This is a genomic window from Bacillus sp. FSL K6-1218 (genome assembly GCF_038006445.1).
GTDB classification, from domain to species: Bacteria; Bacillota; Bacilli; order Bacillales; family Bacillaceae_G; genus Bacillus_A; species Bacillus_A thuringiensis_S.
In genome coordinates this window covers 4,626,105-4,645,519 of the sequence record NZ_JBBOVE010000001.1, presented here as the reverse complement: position 1 = coordinate 4,645,519, position 19,415 = coordinate 4,626,105, and the positions used below count along the sequence as shown (strand labels likewise).

Here is a 19,415-nt window from a genome sequence, read left to right as displayed (position 1 = left end):
ACACATATATATTTTGTCCGTCTATTTCTAAAAAATGTATGTTAACGTAATGTTAGGAAATAAGAAAGGGATGAAAAATGAGACGTATTTATCCCGCATTAACGGGCAGTAAGACCCCCACCTCAAAATTTAGCGAAAGCAAAGAAGTTAGGTGGGGATCAACTGCCCGTAAAAGCCCGATTGGTTCAACTAATAATCAGTGGGGGATGAACAAAACCCCCCACTGATTAAAGTTTCACTTTATTTTATAGGGCTAATTTTGTACACGTTAATTGTATTACACGTTGCATTCCCAAATATCTTTTCATTTGAGGATTTAGAAACAGTACACGTTGCGATATTTATTTTTGCTCTATTTGTAGTAGATTGCTTTATTTCTATATGGCTTTCGAAAAGAAATGGAATGGAAAAAGAGAAAACGTTCATTTTGGATGATGACGTACTGTTTGTCTTTAGTGCTTGCTGCTGCTTTTTTTAGTGAACATATTAAATATTGGATTTGGAGCGTTCGTATTCGCATACTATTTTTTTATGCACTTTCTTCCTTATATGAAAGAAAAGCGAGGAGAAGAGGAAGACCAGCTTGTAGAAGAAGCGAGAGAACAAGAGAGTAAGAGAATTGAAGGAGATATAAAGAAACTTGGAGAACAAAAGTGGTATTTAAAATCAAAAATCATATACGCTCTTTGCTTTATTACGCCGCCAATTGGCTATTTGTACGTTTTCTTACTTCGTAAAAAAATGACAGAAGGTGCAAGGCAAACGTACTTAATGGTTGCGAGGATTATGATGGCATTATGGTCTTTGAAGTTTCTTCGGCCTTATGTGTTGGCAATTACCGTTGTTGTCGTAGCATGTCTTGTGTTTATAGTGAAGTTTATAAAATGAAAAACACCAAGCCTATGTGGACTTGGTGTTTTATCTATAAATTAAAGCTCACCTTGTTCCTCATCACCACGAACAACAAGGACATCGCATTTCGCATAGCGAATAATATGTTCAGAGACGCTACCGATTAGGAAACGCTCAACAGCATTTAAACCAGTCGCGCCACACATAATTAAATCTACTTTATGGTTTGGAGCGATTTCTTTTGAAATTTTAGATTTAGGGTTACCAAATTCTAATACAGTTTCAATTTTTTCAAGACCAGCTTCAAGCGCAGTTTTTTTGTAGTCTTCTAATAAGTCTTCTGCAAATAGATTTGCACGTTCAGCAATTGCACGGCTATAAGCCTCTACTGCTGAGTACGCTTTTACATCAACGATATGAGCAATTGTTAATGTTGCATTATTGCGCTTTGCGACTTGAATTGCTTTTTTAAAGGCTTTTTCTGCTTCTTTAGAACCATCCACCGCGATTAAAATATTTGTATATGTATTATTCATAGTAAATTCCTCCCAATCTGTTTTATAACTGTTTACAACTTAATTATAAAACAAATTTTGGTAACGTGCTTGCCAGAAACGTTACAGAATTTTGAAAACTCTGTTTCAATTCATTTTAGTTGTAATTGGAGCGAGAACTTGTTACATATGAAGTATAGCAATTTAAAAGGGGGCAGTTTTGTGAGACATGCGCTCATTACAGCCGGTACGAAAGGTTTAGGAAAGCAAGTAACAGAAAAGTTATTGGCTAAAGGCTATTCAGTAACAGTAACGTACCATAGCGATATCATGGCTATGGAAACGATGAAAGAAACATATAAAGATGTGGAAGAGCGTCTACAATTCGTGCAAGCGGATGTCACGAAAAAGGAAGATTTACATAAAATAGTAGAAGAAGCGATGAGCCGTTTTGGCAAAATTGACTTTTTAATTAATAATGCTGGTCCATATGTATTTGAACGAAAAAAGTTAGTTGATTATGAAGAAGATGAATGGAATGAAATGATTCAGGGAAATTTAACAGCGGTATTTCATTTATTAAAACTTGTCGTTCCGGTCATGAGAAAACAGAACTTTGGCCGTATTATTAATTACGGATTTCAAGGGGCGGATAGTGCACCGGGATGGATTTATCGTTCAGCTTTTGCCGCAGCGAAAGTAGGACTTGTTTCATTAACGAAAACAGTTGCTTATGAAGAAGCGGAGTATGGTATTACTGCGAACATGGTATGTCCTGGTGATATTATAGGCGAGATGAAAGAGGCAACTATTCAAGAAGCACGTCAGCTGAAAGAGCATAACACACCGATTGGTAGATCTGGAACAGGTGAAGATATTGCAAGAACCATTTCGTTTTTATGTGAGGACGATTCCGATATGATTACCGGTACAATTATTGAAGTGACTGGTGCAGTGGATGTTATTCATAGACATCGATAGAATAAAATAAGATGAAGTTTCGAATAATTGGACAGTTTATCCATTGTGCTGAGAGGTGCGGATAATACTGTCCTTTAATATAAAATTAAATCTATCGGAAAACTCGTGTTATTTTTTTGTCAAATATTGAGATATTATGTTAAAATATAAGAGCGTAGAAAGCGCTTTAAAAAAATGATTCAGGGGTCATTTCATAACTCAAGGGGGAACTAATCATGCGTATCGGTATTCCAACAGAAATTAAAAACAATGAAAACCGTGTGGCAATGACGCCAGCGGGAGCAGTACATTTAGTACAAAATGGTCATGAAGTTTTTGTTCAAAAAGGAGCAGGTTTAGGATCTGGCTTTACGGATGAAGAATATGTACAAGCTGGTGCGAAACTTGTAGAAACTGCTGAAGAAGCATGGAATCAAGATATGGTTATGAAGGTAAAAGAGCCAGTAGCAAGTGAATACGGCTATTTCCGTGAAGGTTTAATTTTATTCACATACTTACACTTAGCTCCAGAACCAGAATTAACGAAAGCATTAATCGATAACAAAGTTGCATCAATCGCATACGAAACAGTACAATTAGACAATCGTTCTTTACCATTACTTGCACCTATGAGTGAAGTAGCTGGTCGTATGTCTGCACAAATCGGTGCACAATTCCTTGAGAAAAACAAAGGTGGTAAAGGTATTTTACTTGCAGGCGTTCCAGGGGTAAAACGCGGCAAAGTAACAATCATCGGCGGTGGTCAAGCTGGTACAAACGCAGCTAAGATTGCAGTAGGTTTAGGTGCAGATGTAACAATCATTGACTTAAGTGCAGAACGTCTTCGTCAATTAGATGATATTTTCGGTAACCAAGTAAAAACATTAATGTCTAATCCATACAACATTGCAGAAGCTGTTAAAGAATCTGACCTTGTTATTGGAGCAGTATTAATTCCAGGTGCAAAAGCGCCAAAACTTGTAACAGAAGAAATGATTCAATCAATGGAACCAGGTTCTGTCGTTGTAGATATCGCGATTGACCAAGGTGGTATTTTCGAAACAACTGACCGTATTACAACTCACGACAACCCAACTTACGAAAAACATGGCGTTGTTCATTATGCAGTTGCTAATATGCCAGGTGCGGTTCCACGTACGTCAACTCTTGCATTAACAAACGTAACAGTACCATATGCAGTACAAATTGCTAACAAAGGCTACAAAGAAGCTTGCTTAGGCAACACTGCATTATTAAAAGGTATTAACACATTAGATGGTTATGTAACATTCGAAGCAGTTGCAGAAGCTCACGGCTTACAATACGCTGATGCAAAAGAGCTACTTGAAAAAGCTCCTGCTTTATCATAATAGAAATACATTTGAGACCTTCCTTTTCGTGAGGAGGGTCTTTTTTATATGGGGAAATAACATGTGAATAATTGTTATTTATCCCGCATTAACGGGCAGTAAGACCCCCACCCAAAAATTCAGCGGAAGCAAAGAAGTTAGGTGGGGGATGAATAAAACCCCCACTGATCAAAGTTTCACTTTATTGGTGTAAATCGATTTTTATTATGATAATTTAGAATTGTATAATAAAAAAGAGGGGATTCTATGGGGAGCAAAAAGAGAAAGCGAAAGCAAGCTAAAAGACAAAAGTACATAAAGAAAAAACAGGAGCAGAACATACCTTTTTCACAAAAAGTAGTCATTACGATAGAGAAATCATTTCGGTATATTTGTATGGCTCTGTATGTAATTTTGTGTATGTATTCATTTGGAGTGTTTTACAGTTTTGAGATAACTCCTAATATTATTGAGAGTATTTTAGTATTTATCCTTGTTGCAATAGAATTAGTCTTATTCGTTATATTTTTTGATACAGTATGGCCTAGTCATGAAAGTAAAAAAGATAGAAAAAGAAGTGAAAAATCTTCATACGCTTCAAGCTCATCAAGTGGATTCGGTGACTACAGTAGCAGTGATTGTAGTAGCTCAAGTGATGGTGGAGGAGATTGCGGAGGTGGTGGAGATTAAGGTGATTTTTCAGAAGAACGACTAATGAAAGGATGAGACGAAAGATGGAAACTGTGAACTTAATAGAATTAACAAAGGACATTCAAGATCAACATAAAAACTTCGTCGTTTCAAATATAAACAGTCATTGCTTACGAATCGCTGTATTTACTGGTGAATATGATTGGCACTATCATTCTAATTCGGATGAATTATTTATTGTGCTAGAGGGAGAGTTACTTATTGATTTTGAAGATGGAGAAACAGCGGTTTTAAAGCCAAATGATTCTATTTTAATTCCAGCATGTACGATTCATAGAACGAGAGCATTAAAGAGAACGGTAAATCTTTGTTTTGAACATATAGAGGCTGATACGATTAAAGTGGAGCAATTATGAAAAAATTATCTGTAGCTGATTATAGAAAAGTTCTTCCGGTTTTAGAAGGTAATACAAGAACGACGACGTTTGCTTATGCGGTATGTGATCAAATGATAGATGGTGAGGTTTTTATAAACGGGCAATTAACAGCAGGATTAATTATTACAGCTAACGGTATCTATTATTTATTTGGTGATACGGATGATCAAAATTATAACGAAGAGTTATTTTCATATTTAAAAACGGCTATTGAAAAAACAGAGAAGAGATTTACACTCTTCACTTCGAGTGAAGAGTGGGAAATGATGATAGAAGAGCGTTTTAGTAATGTACTTCGGAACATCCCGCGAATGAAATTTCAAAGCGTAACCTTTGAAGAGAGCCAACGAGATTTTAACAAAAATACATATGAAGTGAAGCGTATTGATAGAAGAGATATAGAGCGCAGCAGTGAATTTAAAGAGGAGTACTACAAAGAATATTGGGGATCAAAAGAAACTTTTTTGAACAGTGGTTTTGGATTTTGTATAGAACAAGCTGGAATAATTGTAGCTGAATGTGTCTCAATATTTAGCGGGAATGGTTATGCTGAAATAGATATTACAACACATGAAGCGCATCAAGGGAAAGGATTAGCTCAAGCTGTTGCAACACGGTTCATTGAACATTGCATGCAAAATGATATTATACCGAGCTGGGATTGTTATGTAGACAATATTCCTTCGCGAAAATTAGCTAGTAAATTAAGTTTTTATCATCCAATAGAATACAGTTTGTTTGTACGTAAGAAAACGGGGGAATAAAAATGAATGTAGAATTAACAAGATTTAAAGTTAAGCCTGGTAAGAGTCATCGAGTAGATGAATGGATGCAGCTTCTTAATGACAATATGAAAGAAGTACTTTTGACATTAAACGACGAAAAGATGTACGTTGAGACAATTTTCCGGGAAATAAGAGATGGAGAAGAGTACTTATATTGGTATTCTGTGCAAGGAGAAGGCGGGGCTCTTGTCGAAAATTCTCATTATGAAATCGATAAAAAGCACTTAGCGTTTTGGTATGAATGTATCGATGAAGAAGCACCATCTATTGATATGAAAACAGAAGTTGTTATGATTCAAGATGTTGTGAAGGAAGCGATGAAATAATAGAATAGTATGTTGAAGAGAGGCGCATCAAAATAGATGTGCTTTTTTATTTTGAAAGAAATTATAGAAAAGCTGTATACATTTTACGCTCTCAAACGTTGAGTATATAGAAAGGAGAGCAGGATGAGCCATGATACGTTTGAAACATTATTAATAGAGAAGTCAAAAGCTGTGTTTGGATATTTAATTAAGATTGGAGCAGATAGAAAAGAAGTAGAGGATATTGTGCAAGATACGTTGTACAAAGCTTTATTACTTATGGAGGAAATACCGTTAGAGCATTTAACACCGTGGCTCTTTAGAGTTGCGATAAATCAGCACCGAGATTTACACCGGAAAGAAAAAAGACTAAATCCTATAGCGATTGAATCTGTTGTTCTTATTGGTCAAAAGTCGTTAGATGAAGTGCTTTTAACAAGTGAATTACAAGGTGAGGTACAAGAAACATTGGGAACGATGACGGAGGATTATCGTCATATTTTACTGTTGAAATATGAGTATGAACTATCTTATAAGGAAATTGCCATTTTATTAAGTATGAAAGAAGAAACAGTGAAAACAAGTTTGTATCGTGCAAGAAATCAATTTAAAAAATTGTATAGGAGGAGAAACGATGAGTCGGAAGGACTTTGATTTGAATATGGATGATAAGCAGATGAAAGTTTTGATGAAGAGAGCGAAGCGGAAGCAACTTTGGAGAAATTGGCTTATTTCTATTTGTGCGTCCATTATTGTTATAATAAGTTTGTTTTTGGGAGCAGCTTATTTTTCTCAGCAAACGTTTAGAAAAATGGAAAGAGAAATGAATGCACTACATATGGTTCAAGGGCCTAATATTCGTTTCAGTGGAAGTATGTATTTAAGCCTTGGTATGACAGGAAGTACAGTAATATATAACTCTTATAAAAATATAGCCGGTCAACCAGTGAAATGGGTAAATGATATATACGAATCTGGTATATGGGATTATAGTATGAAACACTACAATGGTGAGCTTGTTAGTTTAGATGAGGAAAAAAGAGGTGAAGAGGCTGTTACGATACCAGATTATAATGTGCAAACAATGCAAAGGGAAATGAGGTTTTATTTACCTTTCATTACTTATAAAAATTATGTAGATGACCTGAAAAATATTGGGGATTTGCAAAATAAAGTTGCAGAAGTAGCCTTATCTTTTGATAAATCGTATACAGCTGAACAAATTACTGAGATGCTTCCGAAAAGTGTACAGCCAGTTTGGTTTTGGGTAGATACATATAATGAACAGAAAGGTGATTCTTATGTAGGGTTAAAAGATCCTAAAAATGGCGCAATATTAAATGCGGAAATGGCTAAAAATGTTTTTGGATTTGAAGGAAGTTATGCAAAAGTAAAAGAGGATGTGAAAAACGATTTAATAATAAACTCAAAAGAGTTTCTATACCAAATGAAGTATTTAGCAAAAAATAGTGAAGGTATACCAAGTGATTATTTTGAACAATATTATAAAGAAATAAAAAACACCAAACCAAAAGACCTACCAATATACGGTGTAGTCGTAACAGGAAAAACAGAGGATTTACAAAGTTTACAAGGGTCACCGTATATTAAGGCTGCTGTAAGAGGTGTAACAGTTGAGAAATATTGATTACAAGTAATTAATGTGAATAATCAGAAAATTTATGTTATAATATGGGAAAAGGAGGTTTATATGAGGCAAATACATGGAGCAATTTATATTTACATAACAATGTTTTTCGTGGCGATATCCTATGGATTGGGGCACGTGTATTCGCATCCTATACTCACTTTTTTAAGTGGAGCATGTATGGCGTTTGCGCTTCTTGTCCACCTTTTCTCAGTTTGGATCGTGAAATTTCAATTAAATATTAGTGAAATAGAAGAAGGCACTTTTTGAGTGGCCTTCTTTTTTAATAATATTTTGGAAGCTCTTGTAGCAATTTTTCAATTTCGAATTCGGTTTCTTCACATATAGAAAGTGTGCGTAGTCTGAAAAATAAGCTACGTAAGAAAGATTTTGTATTTCCATATAGAAACTCGTACGATTCAATAGGTAGTGCTTGTTTTTGGACCGGTAATTGAGCTACTAAGTCACGAAGGGCTAATATGAGTATTTCTTCTTTTAGGCCATTTTGCAGCATTGCGACAATCGGATAAACGAGACGCTCGTCTTCTTCATATTTGTAGTAAATAGAATGGACAAAAACTTTGTTTAACAAAGTTTTTAATATCTCTTCGTAATGTAAAGTTTCTAGTTTAGGACTATGAACAAGCGCCTCAAATGTATCGGAAGCATGAGCGATACTATGTGCCCAGCCGTGATCTGGAACATATCCGCGGAAATCATGTTCATTGTTCATATATAGAATTAATTGATCTTTTACAGTTAAAATATCATTCTGTGATAAGAAATTATGAGTTGTATCTGCATCTATAATGAGTGCAATTAATAAGGTCGTAAATGCGCGAGTAAATACAGCATCTTCATCATCTGAATGAATCTTATACAATAAATATTTTTCACCGATGCTTTCTAATAATAGTTTCTGTAACTGTGTGTGTGAAAGGTAGCGATTTTTGATGAGATGATAAAAAGTAGAGTAGATGAGTTTGTCCCTTAAATAGCTATCAGTATCGCCAATTTGCTCAAGCATATTGAAACTTAAAGAATCAATGTTAAGTGTGTTATCCAGTATGTAATTATTATTACGAATTTCTTCTAACCGTTGTTGTAACATATAAACCTCCTATTTTAGAAAAATCTGTATTTTTATAATATAATAAGAGGAAGAAATAGACAATAAATAAGTGCATTTGAATGGAGGGGGCATTATGAAGAGAGCATTATTCTTTTTCATTAGTATTTTCTTTTTAGGAAGCTGTTCCATTTCGTATGTTAATTTTTCTAGCGAGAGCAAAAGTTGGACTGGACAATATAAAGGGCATATTAAGGATGACAGTGAAGATGGAATGTTTACGTTTCAATATAAGGGTGGGGATGGAAAGACAGAATTTAAAAACTTAGAGATTGCTATTAATGGAGCCTTTAGTACAATGACAGAAACGTCAGAAAATCATAAAGGAGAAAAGGTTGAAATGAAATCTTCTTGTGTAAGTTGTGCACCTCTATCTAAAGATAAACCGATAGAAGTTGTGATTAAATGGGATGATAAGTATGAAGAGAAGATGGTGTTAAATTTGAAATAGCCTAGAGTAAGGAGTTAAAAATGAATAGGCATATGAAAATTGTTATGTTTTTAAGTATATTTCTAGTCATATTATCAGCGTGTACTACAAAACAAGTAGAGCAAGTAACTGTAAAAGAAGTGCCTAAAGAAGGGTATATCATATTAAGAAATGACACGGTGTTTTTTGCCGATGATAAAAAGTTTAACACAAAAGTAGAGTTACAAAATTATATAGAACAACAAATGAATAAAGACCATCCATCACATATAGTCTTGAGCTTTAAGGACAAATACGCATATAAACAGTTAAAAACAGGGGATAAAATAAAAGTATGGTTTTCTCAAATACTTGAAAGTTATCCAGCAAAAATGATTGTAGAGAAATTTGAAATAGTAGAGAAATAAAAAAAGGCAGCAATCACGCTGCCTTTTTTCTTATTTCACAAATTGTAATTCTTTCGGGAATTTCGTTAAAATTTCTGACCCGTCTTTTGTGATGTAAATATCATCTTCAATACGAACGCCACCTACGTTTGGTACGTAAATACCAGGTTCGATTGTGAAGACCATACCTTCTTTTAATGGAGATTCGTTACCAGTTTTTACATCTGGATATTCGTGAACGCTAATTCCAAGTCCGTGACCAAGTCGGTGTGGGAAGAAGTCTCCGTAACCTGCATCTGCGATAACAGAACGAGCAGCATTGTCGATTGCGCCAAGTGTAACACCTGGTTTACATGCTTCAACTGCTTGTAGTTGTCCAGCAAGTACAGTGTTGTAAATGCGGGTTTGTTCTTCAGAAATCTCGCCGAATGCTACTGTACGTGTAATATCAGAGCAATACCCTTCAATGATTACGCCTAAATCAAATAGTACGAAATCACCGCGCTTCATTTTGTTTGCGCCAGGAATACCGTGTGGAAGAGCAGAGTTTGCACCGGCTAATACCATCGTATCAAATGACATTTTATGTATGCCTTTTGTTTTTAATTCGTGTTCAATAATTGCTAATACTTCTAGCTCGCTGCGGTTTTCTTTAATTGCATTTACACCAACTTCAACAGCATAGTCTGCCATTTTAGCTGCTTCACGTAAAATAGAAAGTTCTTTTTCATCTTTAATTAAACGAAGTTCGCGAACTTTCTCCTCTGCCGATTTGAACGCTGCATTTGGGAATAATTTCGTTAACTCTTCGTAGCGCTCTACGTTTAAATGTTCTTTTTCAATTGCAACTGCATTTGCATTGATGCCGCGGTCTTTAATTGCTTTTGCAATCATATCCCATGGTCGATCAGTATCAGTGAATCCGATAATTTCATGTGCCCAGCCAGCGTTACGTGCTTGACCTTCTTCCATTTTAGGACAAATTAAAATAGGTTCTTTTTCTTGGAATACAAACATACCAAGTAATCTTTCATGCGGTTCACAGTGGAAGTTCGTCATGTAGAAGACGTTCGGTGTAGAAGTTAAGAACGCAGCTTCTACATTTTTTTCTTTTAGCCATTGCATTAAATTTTCTAATCTAGCATTCATTGATTGGCACCTCCGAGATTTCAATTACATGTATAACTTTACATCGGATGAAAGCGTTATGACAAGTAAATAGATGTTAGAAAAGACAGGGAATAGAGAAATCATGTAGAATAAAAAGTGTGAATGTAATAAGGGGAGGAATGTAATAATGAAAGTATCTTATCATGGACATTCAGTTGTGAAAATTGAGGTGAATGGAAAAGTTATTTTAATTGACCCGTTTTTAACAGGAAATCCGAAAACAGATTTAAAAGCTGAAGATGTCAAAGTGGATGCAATTCTTTTATCGCATGGACACGGTGATCATGTTGGAGATACAGTAGAACTTGCGAAGAAAAATAATGCAGTTGTTGTAGCGCCATTTGAACTAGCAACATTTTTAAGTTGGCAAGGTGTAAATACACATCCGATGCATATTGGTGGTTCACATGAATTTGACTTCGGAAAAGTGAAGTTTACACAAGCATTCCACGGCTCTAGTTATATTGACGAAGAAAATAAGACGATTACATATACAGGTATGCCAGCAGGTATTTTATTTACAGCAGAAGAGAAAACTGTATATCACGCAGGAGATACTGCACTATTCTCTGATATGAAGTTAATTGGGGAATTAAATAAAGTTGATCTAGCATTTTTACCAATTGGTGATAATTTCACAATGGGACCAGAAGATGCTGTACTAGCGGCAAAATGGATTAATGCGAAAACTGTTGTACCGATGCATTACAATACGTTCCCAGTTATTGAACAAGATCCATATCAATTTGTAGAAAAGCTACAAAATTGTACAGGGAAAGTATTAGAAGCTGGAGAAAGTATTACACTATAGAAAAGAAACCCTTCATTTGAAAAGAAAAGTGAAGGGTTTTTTACGTGTGTAGGACAGCTTTTAATGCTTGTATTTGTTTTGGTGATTCTTTTCTTTTTGTACGTGGTTGTTTAGGTGTTTCATTCAATTCCATCGCAACTTGTTTCCCATCTACGAAAGCTAAAAATATAGCACATACAACCTCTAAAAATTTTTTCATCATGTGTTCGCTCCTTTGTCTTATTTCTTGTCTTCATTGTATAGGGAATCAAGTGGGCGAACTATCGAATGAGATGACAATAGCATTACATTGTTGTCATAGAATGACTGGTGGAATGTAAGAGTCATTTTGTTATAAAAAAAATAGTACAGGTATGCAAAGAGAGAGTGTAACAGTTTTGAAAATATAGTATACTGAAAGTACAACACATGAAGAATTTAGGGAAAAGAAAGTATGGTGAAACCATTTGGCTACCAAGCATAACCAAATTTTAGAACATATTAATAGCCTGCCAGTAGGGCATAAAATTTCTGTAAGACAAATTGCGAAAGATTTGAGTGTAAGTGAAGGGACAGCTTACCGTGCAATTAAAGATGCAGAAAATAAAGGATATGTTAGTACAATTGAACGTGTCGGAACAATTCGAATTGAACAAAAGAAGAAAGAGAATATCGAAAAACTGACATATGCAGAAGTCGTTAACATTGTAGACGGTCAAGTACTTGGGGGCAGAGAAGGACTACATAAAACATTAAATAAATTCGTAATCGGAGCTATGAAATTAGAAGCGATGATGCGCTATACAGAAGCTGGGAATTTACTCATTATTGGTAACCGTACGAACGCACATCAATTAGCACTAGAAGCTGGAGCCGCTGTATTAATTACGGGCGGATTTGATACGGAAGATCATGTGAAAAAATTAGCAGACGAATTAAAGTTGCCGATTATTTCAAGTAGCTACGATACATTTACGGTCGCAACGTTAATTAACCGTGCAATTTATGATCAACTGATTAAGAAAGAAATTGTACTTGTTGAGGATATTTTAACACCAATTGAAGAAACATTATATTTAAAGCCGCATGATACAGTACAGCAATGGCATGCATATAACGAAGAAACAATGCACGGAAGATATCCAATTGTCGATGAAAATAAAAAAGTGCTAGGAATCGTAACTTCAAAAGATATGATTGGTGTAGCGAAAGAAACACCAATTGATAAAGTAATGACAAAACACCCAATTACAGTGAATGGTAAAATGTCTGTCGCAGCTGCGGCACGTATGATGGTGTGGGAAGGAATTGAATTACTTCCTGTCGTTGAGGAAGGAAATAAACTGCAAGGTATTATTAGCCGTCAAGATGTACTTCAGGCACTGCAAATGATTCAACGTCAGCCACAAGTTGGAGAAACAATTGATGATATCGTAACGAATCAATTTATGACGCCAAAAGAAGCGAAGAATGAGCATCTATATCAATTTTCAGTGACGCCGCAAATGACGAATTCAATCGGAACGTTATCGTACGGTGTATTTGCAACAATTGTGACAGAAGCGACAAATCGCGTCATTCGTGCGCAAAAGAAAAGCGATTTAATTGTTGAAAACTTAACGATTTATTTCGTAAAGCCGGTTCAGATTGATAATGTTGTATCCGTTCATCCGAAAGTATTAGAAATTGGCCGTAAATTTGGTAAGGTCGATGTAGAGGTGCATCATGAAGGTAATGTCGTTGGAAAAGCATTACTTATGGTTCAGTTAATCGATAAATAAAAAGATGGAACAAATCGTTTTGATTTGTTCTGTCTTTTTTTGTTGTTTTAAATTTGTAAGGCATGATTTTAGATGGGAGTTTTAGTGGAATAGGTATGGGATGGAGTGGAAAAGTAACGCAAGAAAAGACAGAATAGTAATTCAATTATGCCGTATATTGTGTTATGATTATATTGTAAGAAAATGGATTTCTGGAAGGTGGTATGCAATATGTCATCAACAGTACTCTTTTTTGGTAGTATCGCACTATTTTACTTTCTTGTGATGATACCGATTCAATATTTATATTTACAAGGTTTACATGAAAAAAAGAAAAAAACAGGATTATCTCAGCGAGAGCTATATGAAAAAATGTCTTTTGGGGAAGAACAATTACATCTTCATGTGCAAGGCAATCCATTCAATATCCCTTCTGCGTTTGTTGCATATATGATTTTGAAAGTTAAGGGACGTAAAAAAGCATCACAATATTGATGCTTTTTTTATGTTGCTTCATAGACTTCGGCTTCTTTAACTGCTAATGGTAAGAAGTGTTTGTATTGGCGAAACCCATTAAATACACTTGCACTACCAAATAGAACGAATAAAACACCAACGATAATACGAGCGGTTGAAAGTTCTAAAAAGAATTGGTTTACCCCGAAAAATAAAACGAATGAACCGAGTGCCATTGCGGATTTTCCTGAGAGCCAACCTTTTTCCATTGGGCGGTTTGTACGAAAGTATTTTGTTTTGTAAAAGAGGTACAACATAAATGAGACGATAATACAGAAGACTAATACTGGCATAATGAACACTCCCATCGCTTTGTGAAAAATAATAGAAAAGAAAAAGAAATATCTAAACTTTCTAACTTCTATTATAAAGCAATTGTTCGCATGTATGAAATACTTTCCGTTATAATGGAGGATAAAGTGAAGAAGTTGATTAAAAAGGAGATTATACATATGCATGAGCAAATTTTAGGAGCAATTAAAGAATTTGATACAATTATTATTCATCGCCACGTGCGTCCGGACCCAGATGCATTAGGTTCACAGGGTGGCCTTGGTACAATTCTACAAGAATCGTTTCCAGAGAAAAATATTTATACGGTTGGGTACAATGAACCGTCGTTAGCGTACTTACGAGTAATGGATGATATTGAAGATAGTGTATACGAAAATGCGCTTGTTATCGTTTGTGATACTGCGAATCAAGAACGTGTTGATGATCAACGCTATACAAAAGGGAAGATGTTAATTAAAATTGATCATCATCCAAATGAAGATCCATATGGAGATATTACGTGGGTAGATACGGCAGCGAGTTCTACAAGTGAAATGATTTATGAGTTTTACACGTATGGAAAAGATAAAGGATTAAAAATAACAAAAGAAGCAGCTCGCCTTATTTTAGCTGGAATTGTTGGGGACACAGGTCGTTTCTTATTCCCGAATACAACAGCAAAAACACTTCGTTACGTAAGTGAGCTTGTTGATATGGGTTTGAAATTCACAGATTTATACAATGAAATGTATAAGACAAAAGAAAAAATTGCTCGTTTAAACGGTTATATTTTACAAAACTTTACGATGGTAGAAGAAGGAGCAGCTTACATTAAATTAACGAAAGAAGTATTAGAAGAGTTTGATGTACTTTCTTCTGAAGCATCTGGTGTTGTTGGAGCACTTGGCAATATTGACGGATTAAAGGCGTGGGTTCTATTTTTAGAGGAAGACGACGTAATTCGTGTTCGTCTTCGTTCAAAAGGACCAGTTATAAACAAATTAGCAATGCAATATAACGGTGGAGGACACCCGATGGCTTCTGGTGCGAAGGCATCTTCTTGGGAAGAAGCGGATCGTCTTTTTGCTGATTTACGTGAGATTTGTAAATAAGAGATTATATGTTAGAACGAAAAGAAGGAGTGGCGCTAAAGCCCTCCTTCTTTATTTTTCTTTCTCTATAGTAATGCTAATTTCAAGCACTGTATCAAAAGATATTGTATCGACTTTAAAACGGTATAGCCGATCGTAATGTTTGTACGTCTTGTTTTCGATTACCTTTTTGAGTAGGTCTTTATTTTTTGCGATACTCTGAATGTTTTTCGTTAAAAGATGCTGGAGATCATTATGGATAGATGTAGTCATATTTTCGAGTGTAAGATTGTCTAAATCGTATTTTTCTCGATTGATAAGTTTTATTTTAATCTCTTGAATGGTTAAGAGCCGTTTATTTTCAGTGTTCAATTTTTCTTGATCTTCGAGAAGGACGTGGAGTTTGGCTTCTTGTTTTTCTATAATTTCTCTTTGTTCTGCTATTTTACTAGCTTGTTCTTCTTGAAAAACACCGTATATGTACAAAAAAATAAACCAGCTCAACACGCCTCCAACAGCAGCACCAGCTAAAACTAAGTACCATCTTTTTGCTGTATTGGCACTTGGTACTCTCATACATGTTCCTGCGTTAGCCATTTAATAATAATGAGACCTGTTTGCATACCACCAGTTGCGAAAAAAATAAGGAGAATTTGTTTTACGATATCTTTCATATCTCCGCCAAAGAAACTTCTTTCAAAGCTATAAAAGGTATCGAATGTTCCGCCGATTGCTGCAACGAGTGCCCAAATTCTTAAATTTTGGGCGAATTGATTAATGTAAGTTAGAGCTGGTTTTCCGATAAGAAACGCACCAAATCCACCAATTAATGAACCGCCAAGTATAACCCCAAAGGCAATAAAATAACTAATAATAAGCAGAGAGAAAAAAGTATGTTCTCTTACATCCATCGTCATTCCCCTTTCTTCTTCTTCATATATATGGACAAAGTATAAGAAGTATGTTTTGATTTCCGCTTTCCTCATCACCTATAATAAAAGTAGTCAAATAGGTAAAGAGAGGGTACAACAGTGAAGTTTGTGCATTTACAATGTCAAACCGTTTTTAGTTTATTAAAAAGTGCTTGTAAAATTGATGAGCTTGTAGCCAGGGCGAAAGAACTTGGTTTTTCATCGCTGGCTATTACGGATGAAAATGTTATGTATGGCGTTATTCCGTTTTATAAAGCATGTAAGAAACATGGTATACAGCCTGTTATTGGATTAACCGCTTCTATTTTTAGTGAAGAAGAAGAAAGGTCTTATCCGCTTGTATTACTTGCTGAGAATGAAATAGGCTACCAAAATTTATTAAAGATTTCTAGCAGTATTATGACAAAGTCCAAAGAAGGTATTCCTAAGAAGTGGCTTGCGCATTATGCGAAAGGATTAATTGCTATTTCACCAGGTAAAGATGGCGAAATTGAGCAATTATTACTAGAAGACAATGAGAGTCAGGCTAAAGAAGTAGCTCGCACATATCAAAATATGTTCGGCCATTTTTATATGAGTTTGCAGCATCATGCAATTCAAGATGAGTTGCTTTTACAAGAGAAGCTACCTGAATTTATTAGTAGGGTTAATATTCCAGTCGTTGCAACAAACGATGTGCGTTATATCAATCAAAGTGACGCACTTGTTCACGAATGTTTACTATCTGTTGAAAGTGGAACGAAAATGACTGATCCAGATAGGCCGAGGCTGAAAACAGATCAATATTATTTAAAATCATCGGATGAAATGGAAGCACTATTTTCCCATGCGCCGGAAGCGATCCAAAATACAATAAAAATTGCAGAGCGTTGCCAAGTAGAAATACCGTTCCATGTAAATCAACTTCCGAAGTTTCCTGTTCCGTCTAACGAAACGAGTGATATATACTTGCGTCGTGTTTGTGAAGAAGGTTTGCGGAAACGGTATGGTGCGCCGAAAGAAGTGCATATAAAGCGTTTGGATCATGAATTAAATGTTATTTCTCGCATGGGATTTAGTGATTATTTCCTCATCGTATGGGATTTTATGAAGTATGCACATGAAAATCATATTTTAACAGGACCAGGTCGTGGATCGGCAGCTGGTTCACTCGTCTCATACGTATTAGAAATTACAGATATTGATCCGATTGAATACGATCTATTATTTGAAAGGTTTTTAAATCCTGAACGTGTGACGCTTCCAGATATTGATATTGATTTTCCAGACGTAAGACGTGATGAGATGATTCGCTATGTGAAAGATAAATACGGTCAGCTTCGTGTTGCGCAAATTGTAACGTTTGGTACGCTTGCAGCAAAAGCAGCAATTAGAGACATTGCCCGCGTAATGGGGCTTCCGCCGCGAGATATTGATATATTTTCAAAACTTATCCCATCAAAGCTCGGTATAACGTTAAAAGATGCATATGAAGAATCACAATCACTTCGTGAGTTTATACAAGGGAATCTTCTGCATGAGCGTGTGTTTGAAATCGCAAAACGTGTAGAAGGTTTACCACGTCATACGTCTATTCATGCGGCTGGCGTTATTATGAGTCAAGAACCGTTAACAGGCAGTGTAGCAATTCAAGAAGGACATAACGATGTTTATGTTACGCAATATCCAGCCGATGCGCTAGAAGAACTTGGGTTGCTTAAGATGGACTTTTTAGGGTTACGTAATTTAACGTTACTTGAAAATATTATAAAATTTATCGCGAACAAAACTGGGAAAGAAATCGATATAAGAAACTTACCTCTTCAAGATGAAAAGACGTTCCAATTATTAGGGAGAGGGGATACAACAGGTGTATTCCAGCTTGAGTCAGGTGGTATGCGAAATGTACTTCGCGGGTTAAAACCGAATGAGTTTGAAGATATCGTAGCTGTTAACTCGTTATACAGACCGGGGCCGATGGAACAGATACCGACCTTTATTGAATCGAAACATGGAAAAAGAAAAATTGAATATTTACATCCGGATTTAAAGCCAATTTTAGAAAGAACATACGGCGTCATTGTATACCAAGAACAAATTATGCAAATTGCATCGAAGTTAGCAGGGTTTTCGCTCGGAGAAGCAGATTTACTGCGCCGTGCAGTGAGTAAAAAAAATCGTGATATTTTAGATCAGGAACGTAAGCATTTTGTCCAAGGGTGTTTGCAAAATGGTTATGATGAGATGTCCGCTGAGAAAATTTATGATTTAATTGTAAGATTTGCGAATTACGGTTTTAACCGAAGTCACGCTGTAGCTTACAGTATGATCGGATATCAGCTTGCCTATTTGAAAGCGAACTATACGCTGGAATTTATGACGGCATTATTATCAAGCGCAATTGGAAATGAAGATAAAATTGTACAGTATATACGAGAAACGAAGCGGAAAGGCTTTCACGTTTTGCCGCCGTCTCTTCAGAGAAGTGGTTACAACTTCCAAATAGAAGGGAATGCGATACGTTACAGTTTACTTTCGATTCGAAATATTGGAATGGCTACAGTGACGGCATTATTAGAAGAACGAGAGAAAAAAATGTTCGAAGATTTGTTTGAATTTTGTCTCCGTATGCCGTCAAAGTTTGTGACGGAGCGCAATTTAGAAGCTTTCGTCTGGTCCGGATGTTTTGATGATTTTGGTGTTTCGAGAACGAATTTATGGAAAAGTATTAAAGGGGCATTAGAGTACGCGAATCTCGCACGTGATTTAGGAGATGCTGTTCCAAAATCAAAATACGTACAAGGAGAAGAGCTATCTTTTATTGAACAACTAAATAAAGAGAAGGAAGCACTTGGCTTTTATTTATCAAGTTATCCGACAGCGCAGTATGTAAAGTTAGCAAAAGAATTAGAAATTCCATCTCTCGCTCAGGCGATGCGACACAAGAAAAAAGTACAAAGAGCTATTGTGTATATAACAAGTGTGAGAGTGATTCGTACGAAAAAGTTTCAAAAGATGGCATTTATTACATTCTGTGATCAAAATGATGAAATGGAAGCAGTCCTCTTCCCGGAAACGTATATACATTTCTCGGACAAGTTACAAGAAGGAGCAATTGTTTTAGTTGACGGTACGATTGAGCTAAGAAATCATAAGCTGCAATGGATTGTAAATGGGCTATATCCGCTAGAGGAAATGGATGTTTATGAAGAAAAGAAAGACGCATCTGTTTACGTGAAATTGCCGTCTCAGTATGAGAAAAAGCTTTTAAATCAGGTTACGAAAATATTGTTCGACTATTCAGGTTTTGCGAAAGTACTAATTTATTATGAAAAGGAACATAAAATGGTACAATTATCTCGGAGTTTATCGATTCATCCAAGTGAAGAATGTTTAGGAGCACTTCGTGAAATTGTCGGGGAAGAAAATGTAGTTGTGAAAATATAATGGACAATTTCCCTACACTTCGATTATTATA

Annotated in this window: 23 protein-coding genes and 1 pseudogene; 17 read left to right on the top strand and 7 right to left on the bottom strand. The window is 35.6% G+C overall.

The features are described from left to right. Positions 1-226 precede the first annotated feature (226 nt). Positions 227-888: pseudogene (locus MHI26_RS23710) on the top strand (hypothetical protein). Positions 889-929: 41 nt separating this feature from the next. Here MHI26_RS23710 and MHI26_RS23705 read toward each other — a convergent pair. Then, on the bottom strand, positions 930-1,388 hold the full coding sequence (locus MHI26_RS23705) for a universal stress protein (protein WP_001066673.1): 459 nt from the start codon (positions 1,386-1,388) through the stop codon (positions 930-932). Positions 1,389-1,535: 147 nt separating this feature from the next. Here MHI26_RS23705 and MHI26_RS23700 point away from each other — a divergent pair, with 147 nt between their 5' ends. The 9 genes from MHI26_RS23700 (at position 1,536) to MHI26_RS23660 (ending at position 7,751) form a co-directional block, all read left to right on the top strand. Next, a complete protein-coding gene (locus tag MHI26_RS23700) occupies positions 1,536-2,327 on the top strand; it encodes an SDR family oxidoreductase (protein ID WP_003307942.1) in 792 nt (263 codons plus the stop codon). 215 nt (positions 2,328-2,542) lie between these two features. After that, positions 2,543-3,676, top strand: a complete 1,134-nt coding sequence (ald, locus tag MHI26_RS23695; RefSeq protein ID WP_001219403.1) for an alanine dehydrogenase — start codon at positions 2,543-2,545, stop codon at positions 3,674-3,676. 246 nt (positions 3,677-3,922) lie between these two features. Continuing rightward, positions 3,923-4,345, top strand: coding sequence for a hypothetical protein (locus MHI26_RS23690; protein WP_061666058.1), 423 nt, complete (start codon positions 3,923-3,925; stop codon positions 4,343-4,345). Between the two features lie 44 nt (positions 4,346-4,389). Then, on the top strand, positions 4,390-4,722 hold the full coding sequence (locus MHI26_RS23685; RefSeq protein ID WP_000450933.1) for a cupin domain-containing protein: 333 nt from the start codon (positions 4,390-4,392) through the stop codon (positions 4,720-4,722). Beyond that, positions 4,719-5,507: a GNAT family N-acetyltransferase gene (locus tag MHI26_RS23680; protein ID WP_000736716.1), complete on the top strand. Its 789-nt coding sequence runs from the start codon at positions 4,719-4,721 to the stop codon at positions 5,505-5,507. The genes MHI26_RS23685 and MHI26_RS23680 overlap by 4 nt, the downstream gene beginning before the upstream one ends. A gap of 2 nt (positions 5,508-5,509) precedes the next feature. Then, positions 5,510-5,854, top strand: coding sequence for a DUF6176 family protein (locus MHI26_RS23675; protein WP_001100209.1), 345 nt, complete (start codon positions 5,510-5,512; stop codon positions 5,852-5,854). A 123-nt stretch (positions 5,855-5,977) separates the two neighbouring features. Beyond that, the gene (locus MHI26_RS23670) at positions 5,978-6,487 is read left to right on the top strand and encodes an RNA polymerase sigma factor (RefSeq protein ID WP_000017731.1); all 510 of its coding nucleotides are present in this window, start codon (positions 5,978-5,980) and stop codon (positions 6,485-6,487) included. Beyond that, on the top strand, positions 6,468-7,481 hold the full coding sequence (locus tag MHI26_RS23665; protein WP_000087168.1) for an anti sigma factor C-terminal domain-containing protein: 1,014 nt from the start codon (positions 6,468-6,470) through the stop codon (positions 7,479-7,481). The genes MHI26_RS23670 and MHI26_RS23665 overlap by 20 nt, the downstream gene beginning before the upstream one ends. A 63-nt stretch (positions 7,482-7,544) precedes the next feature. Then, complete coding sequence (locus MHI26_RS23660) at positions 7,545-7,751, top strand: hypothetical protein (RefSeq protein ID WP_001248905.1); 207 nt, start codon at positions 7,545-7,547, stop codon at positions 7,749-7,751. 13 nt (positions 7,752-7,764) lie between these two features. Here the strand turns inward: MHI26_RS23660 and MHI26_RS23655 are convergent, their stop codons facing one another. Beyond that, complete coding sequence (locus MHI26_RS23655) at positions 7,765-8,592, bottom strand: DUF2785 domain-containing protein (RefSeq protein ID WP_061666059.1); 828 nt, start codon at positions 8,590-8,592, stop codon at positions 7,765-7,767. Positions 8,593-8,686: 94 nt separating this feature from the next. On the opposite strand from MHI26_RS23655, the gene MHI26_RS23650 reads away from it, so the two are divergent. Both MHI26_RS23650 and MHI26_RS23645 read left to right on the top strand, forming a co-directional pair. Next, entirely contained in the window at positions 8,687-9,061 is a 375-nt protein-coding gene (locus MHI26_RS23650; RefSeq protein WP_000816699.1) for a hypothetical protein, read from the top strand. A 20-nt stretch (positions 9,062-9,081) separates the two neighbouring features. Then, positions 9,082-9,447: a DUF3221 domain-containing protein gene (locus MHI26_RS23645; protein WP_061666060.1), complete on the top strand. Its 366-nt coding sequence runs from the start codon at positions 9,082-9,084 to the stop codon at positions 9,445-9,447. A 30-nt stretch (positions 9,448-9,477) separates the two neighbouring features. Here the strand turns inward: MHI26_RS23645 and pepQ are convergent, their stop codons facing one another. After that, the gene (pepQ, locus tag MHI26_RS23640) at positions 9,478-10,575 is read right to left on the bottom strand and encodes a Xaa-Pro dipeptidase (protein WP_061666061.1); all 1,098 of its coding nucleotides are present in this window, start codon (positions 10,573-10,575) and stop codon (positions 9,478-9,480) included. 148 nt (positions 10,576-10,723) lie between these two features. On the opposite strand from pepQ, the gene MHI26_RS23635 reads away from it, so the two are divergent. Continuing rightward, the gene (locus MHI26_RS23635) at positions 10,724-11,407 is read left to right on the top strand and encodes a metal-dependent hydrolase (RefSeq protein ID WP_061666062.1); all 684 of its coding nucleotides are present in this window, start codon (positions 10,724-10,726) and stop codon (positions 11,405-11,407) included. Positions 11,408-11,447: 40 nt separating this feature from the next. Here the strand turns inward: MHI26_RS23635 and MHI26_RS23630 are convergent, their stop codons facing one another. Continuing rightward, entirely contained in the window at positions 11,448-11,609 is a 162-nt protein-coding gene (locus tag MHI26_RS23630) for a hypothetical protein (RefSeq protein WP_086405842.1), read from the bottom strand. A gap of 244 nt (positions 11,610-11,853) precedes the next feature. Between MHI26_RS23630 and MHI26_RS23625 the strand changes: the two genes are divergently transcribed. Together MHI26_RS23625 and MHI26_RS23620 are read left to right on the top strand one after the other, a co-directional pair. Further along, on the top strand, positions 11,854-13,167 hold the full coding sequence (locus MHI26_RS23625; RefSeq protein WP_000201577.1) for a CBS domain-containing protein: 1,314 nt from the start codon (positions 11,854-11,856) through the stop codon (positions 13,165-13,167). Positions 13,168-13,377: 210 nt separating this feature from the next. Beyond that, complete coding sequence (locus tag MHI26_RS23620; RefSeq protein ID WP_000099738.1) at positions 13,378-13,641, top strand: DUF3949 domain-containing protein; 264 nt, start codon at positions 13,378-13,380, stop codon at positions 13,639-13,641. An 8-nt stretch (positions 13,642-13,649) separates the two neighbouring features. Here MHI26_RS23620 and MHI26_RS23615 read toward each other — a convergent pair whose 3' ends face one another. Further along, entirely contained in the window at positions 13,650-13,955 is a 306-nt protein-coding gene (locus tag MHI26_RS23615; RefSeq protein ID WP_016080095.1) for a YtpI family protein, read from the bottom strand. A 159-nt stretch (positions 13,956-14,114) separates the two neighbouring features. Between MHI26_RS23615 and MHI26_RS23610 the strand changes: the two genes are divergently transcribed. Next, the gene (locus tag MHI26_RS23610; RefSeq protein ID WP_000545133.1) at positions 14,115-15,047 is read left to right on the top strand and encodes a DHH family phosphoesterase; all 933 of its coding nucleotides are present in this window, start codon (positions 14,115-14,117) and stop codon (positions 15,045-15,047) included. A gap of 51 nt (positions 15,048-15,098) precedes the next feature. On the opposite strand, the gene ytrI is transcribed toward MHI26_RS23610, so the two are convergent. Together ytrI and MHI26_RS23600 are read right to left on the bottom strand one after the other, a co-directional pair. Further along, positions 15,099-15,602, bottom strand: coding sequence for a sporulation membrane protein YtrI (ytrI, locus tag MHI26_RS23605; RefSeq protein WP_001265736.1), 504 nt, complete (start codon positions 15,600-15,602; stop codon positions 15,099-15,101). Beyond that, positions 15,599-16,015 carry a YtrH family sporulation protein gene (locus MHI26_RS23600; protein WP_137073875.1) on the bottom strand — a complete coding sequence of 139 codons (417 nt, stop codon included), beginning with the start codon at positions 16,013-16,015 and terminating at the stop codon, positions 15,599-15,601. The genes ytrI and MHI26_RS23600 overlap by 4 nt, the downstream gene beginning before the upstream one ends. 42 nt (positions 16,016-16,057) lie before the next feature. On the opposite strand from MHI26_RS23600, the gene dnaE reads away from it, so the two are divergent. Continuing rightward, positions 16,058-19,384 carry a DNA polymerase III subunit alpha gene (gene dnaE / locus MHI26_RS23595; RefSeq protein ID WP_061666063.1) on the top strand — a complete coding sequence of 1,109 codons (3,327 nt, stop codon included), beginning with the start codon at positions 16,058-16,060 and terminating at the stop codon, positions 19,382-19,384. The last annotated feature ends 31 nt before the right edge of the window (positions 19,385-19,415 follow it).

Excerpts from the sequence above, each read along its gene's own strand:
- MHI26_RS23705 (WP_001066673.1), bottom strand. The coding sequence starts at position 1,388 with ATGAATAATACATATACAAATATTTTAATCGCGGTGGATGGTTCTAAA.
- MHI26_RS23700 (WP_003307942.1), top strand. The coding sequence starts at position 1,536 with ATGAAGTATAGCAATTTAAAAGGGGGCAGTTTTGTGAGACATGCGCTC.
- ald (WP_001219403.1), top strand. The coding sequence starts at position 2,543 with ATGCGTATCGGTATTCCAACAGAAATTAAAAACAATGAAAACCGTGTG.
- MHI26_RS23690 (WP_061666058.1), top strand. The coding sequence starts at position 3,923 with ATGGGGAGCAAAAAGAGAAAGCGAAAGCAAGCTAAAAGACAAAAGTAC.
- MHI26_RS23685 (WP_000450933.1), top strand. The coding sequence starts at position 4,390 with ATGGAAACTGTGAACTTAATAGAATTAACAAAGGACATTCAAGATCAA.
- MHI26_RS23680 (WP_000736716.1), top strand. The coding sequence starts at position 4,719 with ATGAAAAAATTATCTGTAGCTGATTATAGAAAAGTTCTTCCGGTTTTA.
- MHI26_RS23675 (WP_001100209.1), top strand. The coding sequence starts at position 5,510 with ATGAATGTAGAATTAACAAGATTTAAAGTTAAGCCTGGTAAGAGTCAT.
- MHI26_RS23670 (WP_000017731.1), top strand. The coding sequence starts at position 5,978 with ATGAGCCATGATACGTTTGAAACATTATTAATAGAGAAGTCAAAAGCT.
- MHI26_RS23665 (WP_000087168.1), top strand. The coding sequence starts at position 6,468 with ATGAGTCGGAAGGACTTTGATTTGAATATGGATGATAAGCAGATGAAA.
- MHI26_RS23660 (WP_001248905.1), top strand. The coding sequence starts at position 7,545 with ATGAGGCAAATACATGGAGCAATTTATATTTACATAACAATGTTTTTC.
- MHI26_RS23655 (WP_061666059.1), bottom strand. The coding sequence starts at position 8,592 with ATGTTACAACAACGGTTAGAAGAAATTCGTAATAATAATTACATACTG.
- MHI26_RS23650 (WP_000816699.1), top strand. The coding sequence starts at position 8,687 with ATGAAGAGAGCATTATTCTTTTTCATTAGTATTTTCTTTTTAGGAAGC.
- MHI26_RS23645 (WP_061666060.1), top strand. The coding sequence starts at position 9,082 with ATGAATAGGCATATGAAAATTGTTATGTTTTTAAGTATATTTCTAGTC.
- pepQ (WP_061666061.1), bottom strand. The coding sequence starts at position 10,575 with ATGAATGCTAGATTAGAAAATTTAATGCAATGGCTAAAAGAAAAAAAT.
- MHI26_RS23635 (WP_061666062.1), top strand. The coding sequence starts at position 10,724 with ATGAAAGTATCTTATCATGGACATTCAGTTGTGAAAATTGAGGTGAAT.
- MHI26_RS23630 (WP_086405842.1), bottom strand. The coding sequence starts at position 11,609 with ATGATGAAAAAATTTTTAGAGGTTGTATGTGCTATATTTTTAGCTTTC.
- MHI26_RS23620 (WP_000099738.1), top strand. The coding sequence starts at position 13,378 with ATGTCATCAACAGTACTCTTTTTTGGTAGTATCGCACTATTTTACTTT.
- MHI26_RS23615 (WP_016080095.1), bottom strand. The coding sequence starts at position 13,955 with ATGCCAGTATTAGTCTTCTGTATTATCGTCTCATTTATGTTGTACCTC.
- MHI26_RS23610 (WP_000545133.1), top strand. The coding sequence starts at position 14,115 with ATGCATGAGCAAATTTTAGGAGCAATTAAAGAATTTGATACAATTATT.
- ytrI (WP_001265736.1), bottom strand. The coding sequence starts at position 15,602 with ATGAGAGTACCAAGTGCCAATACAGCAAAAAGATGGTACTTAGTTTTA.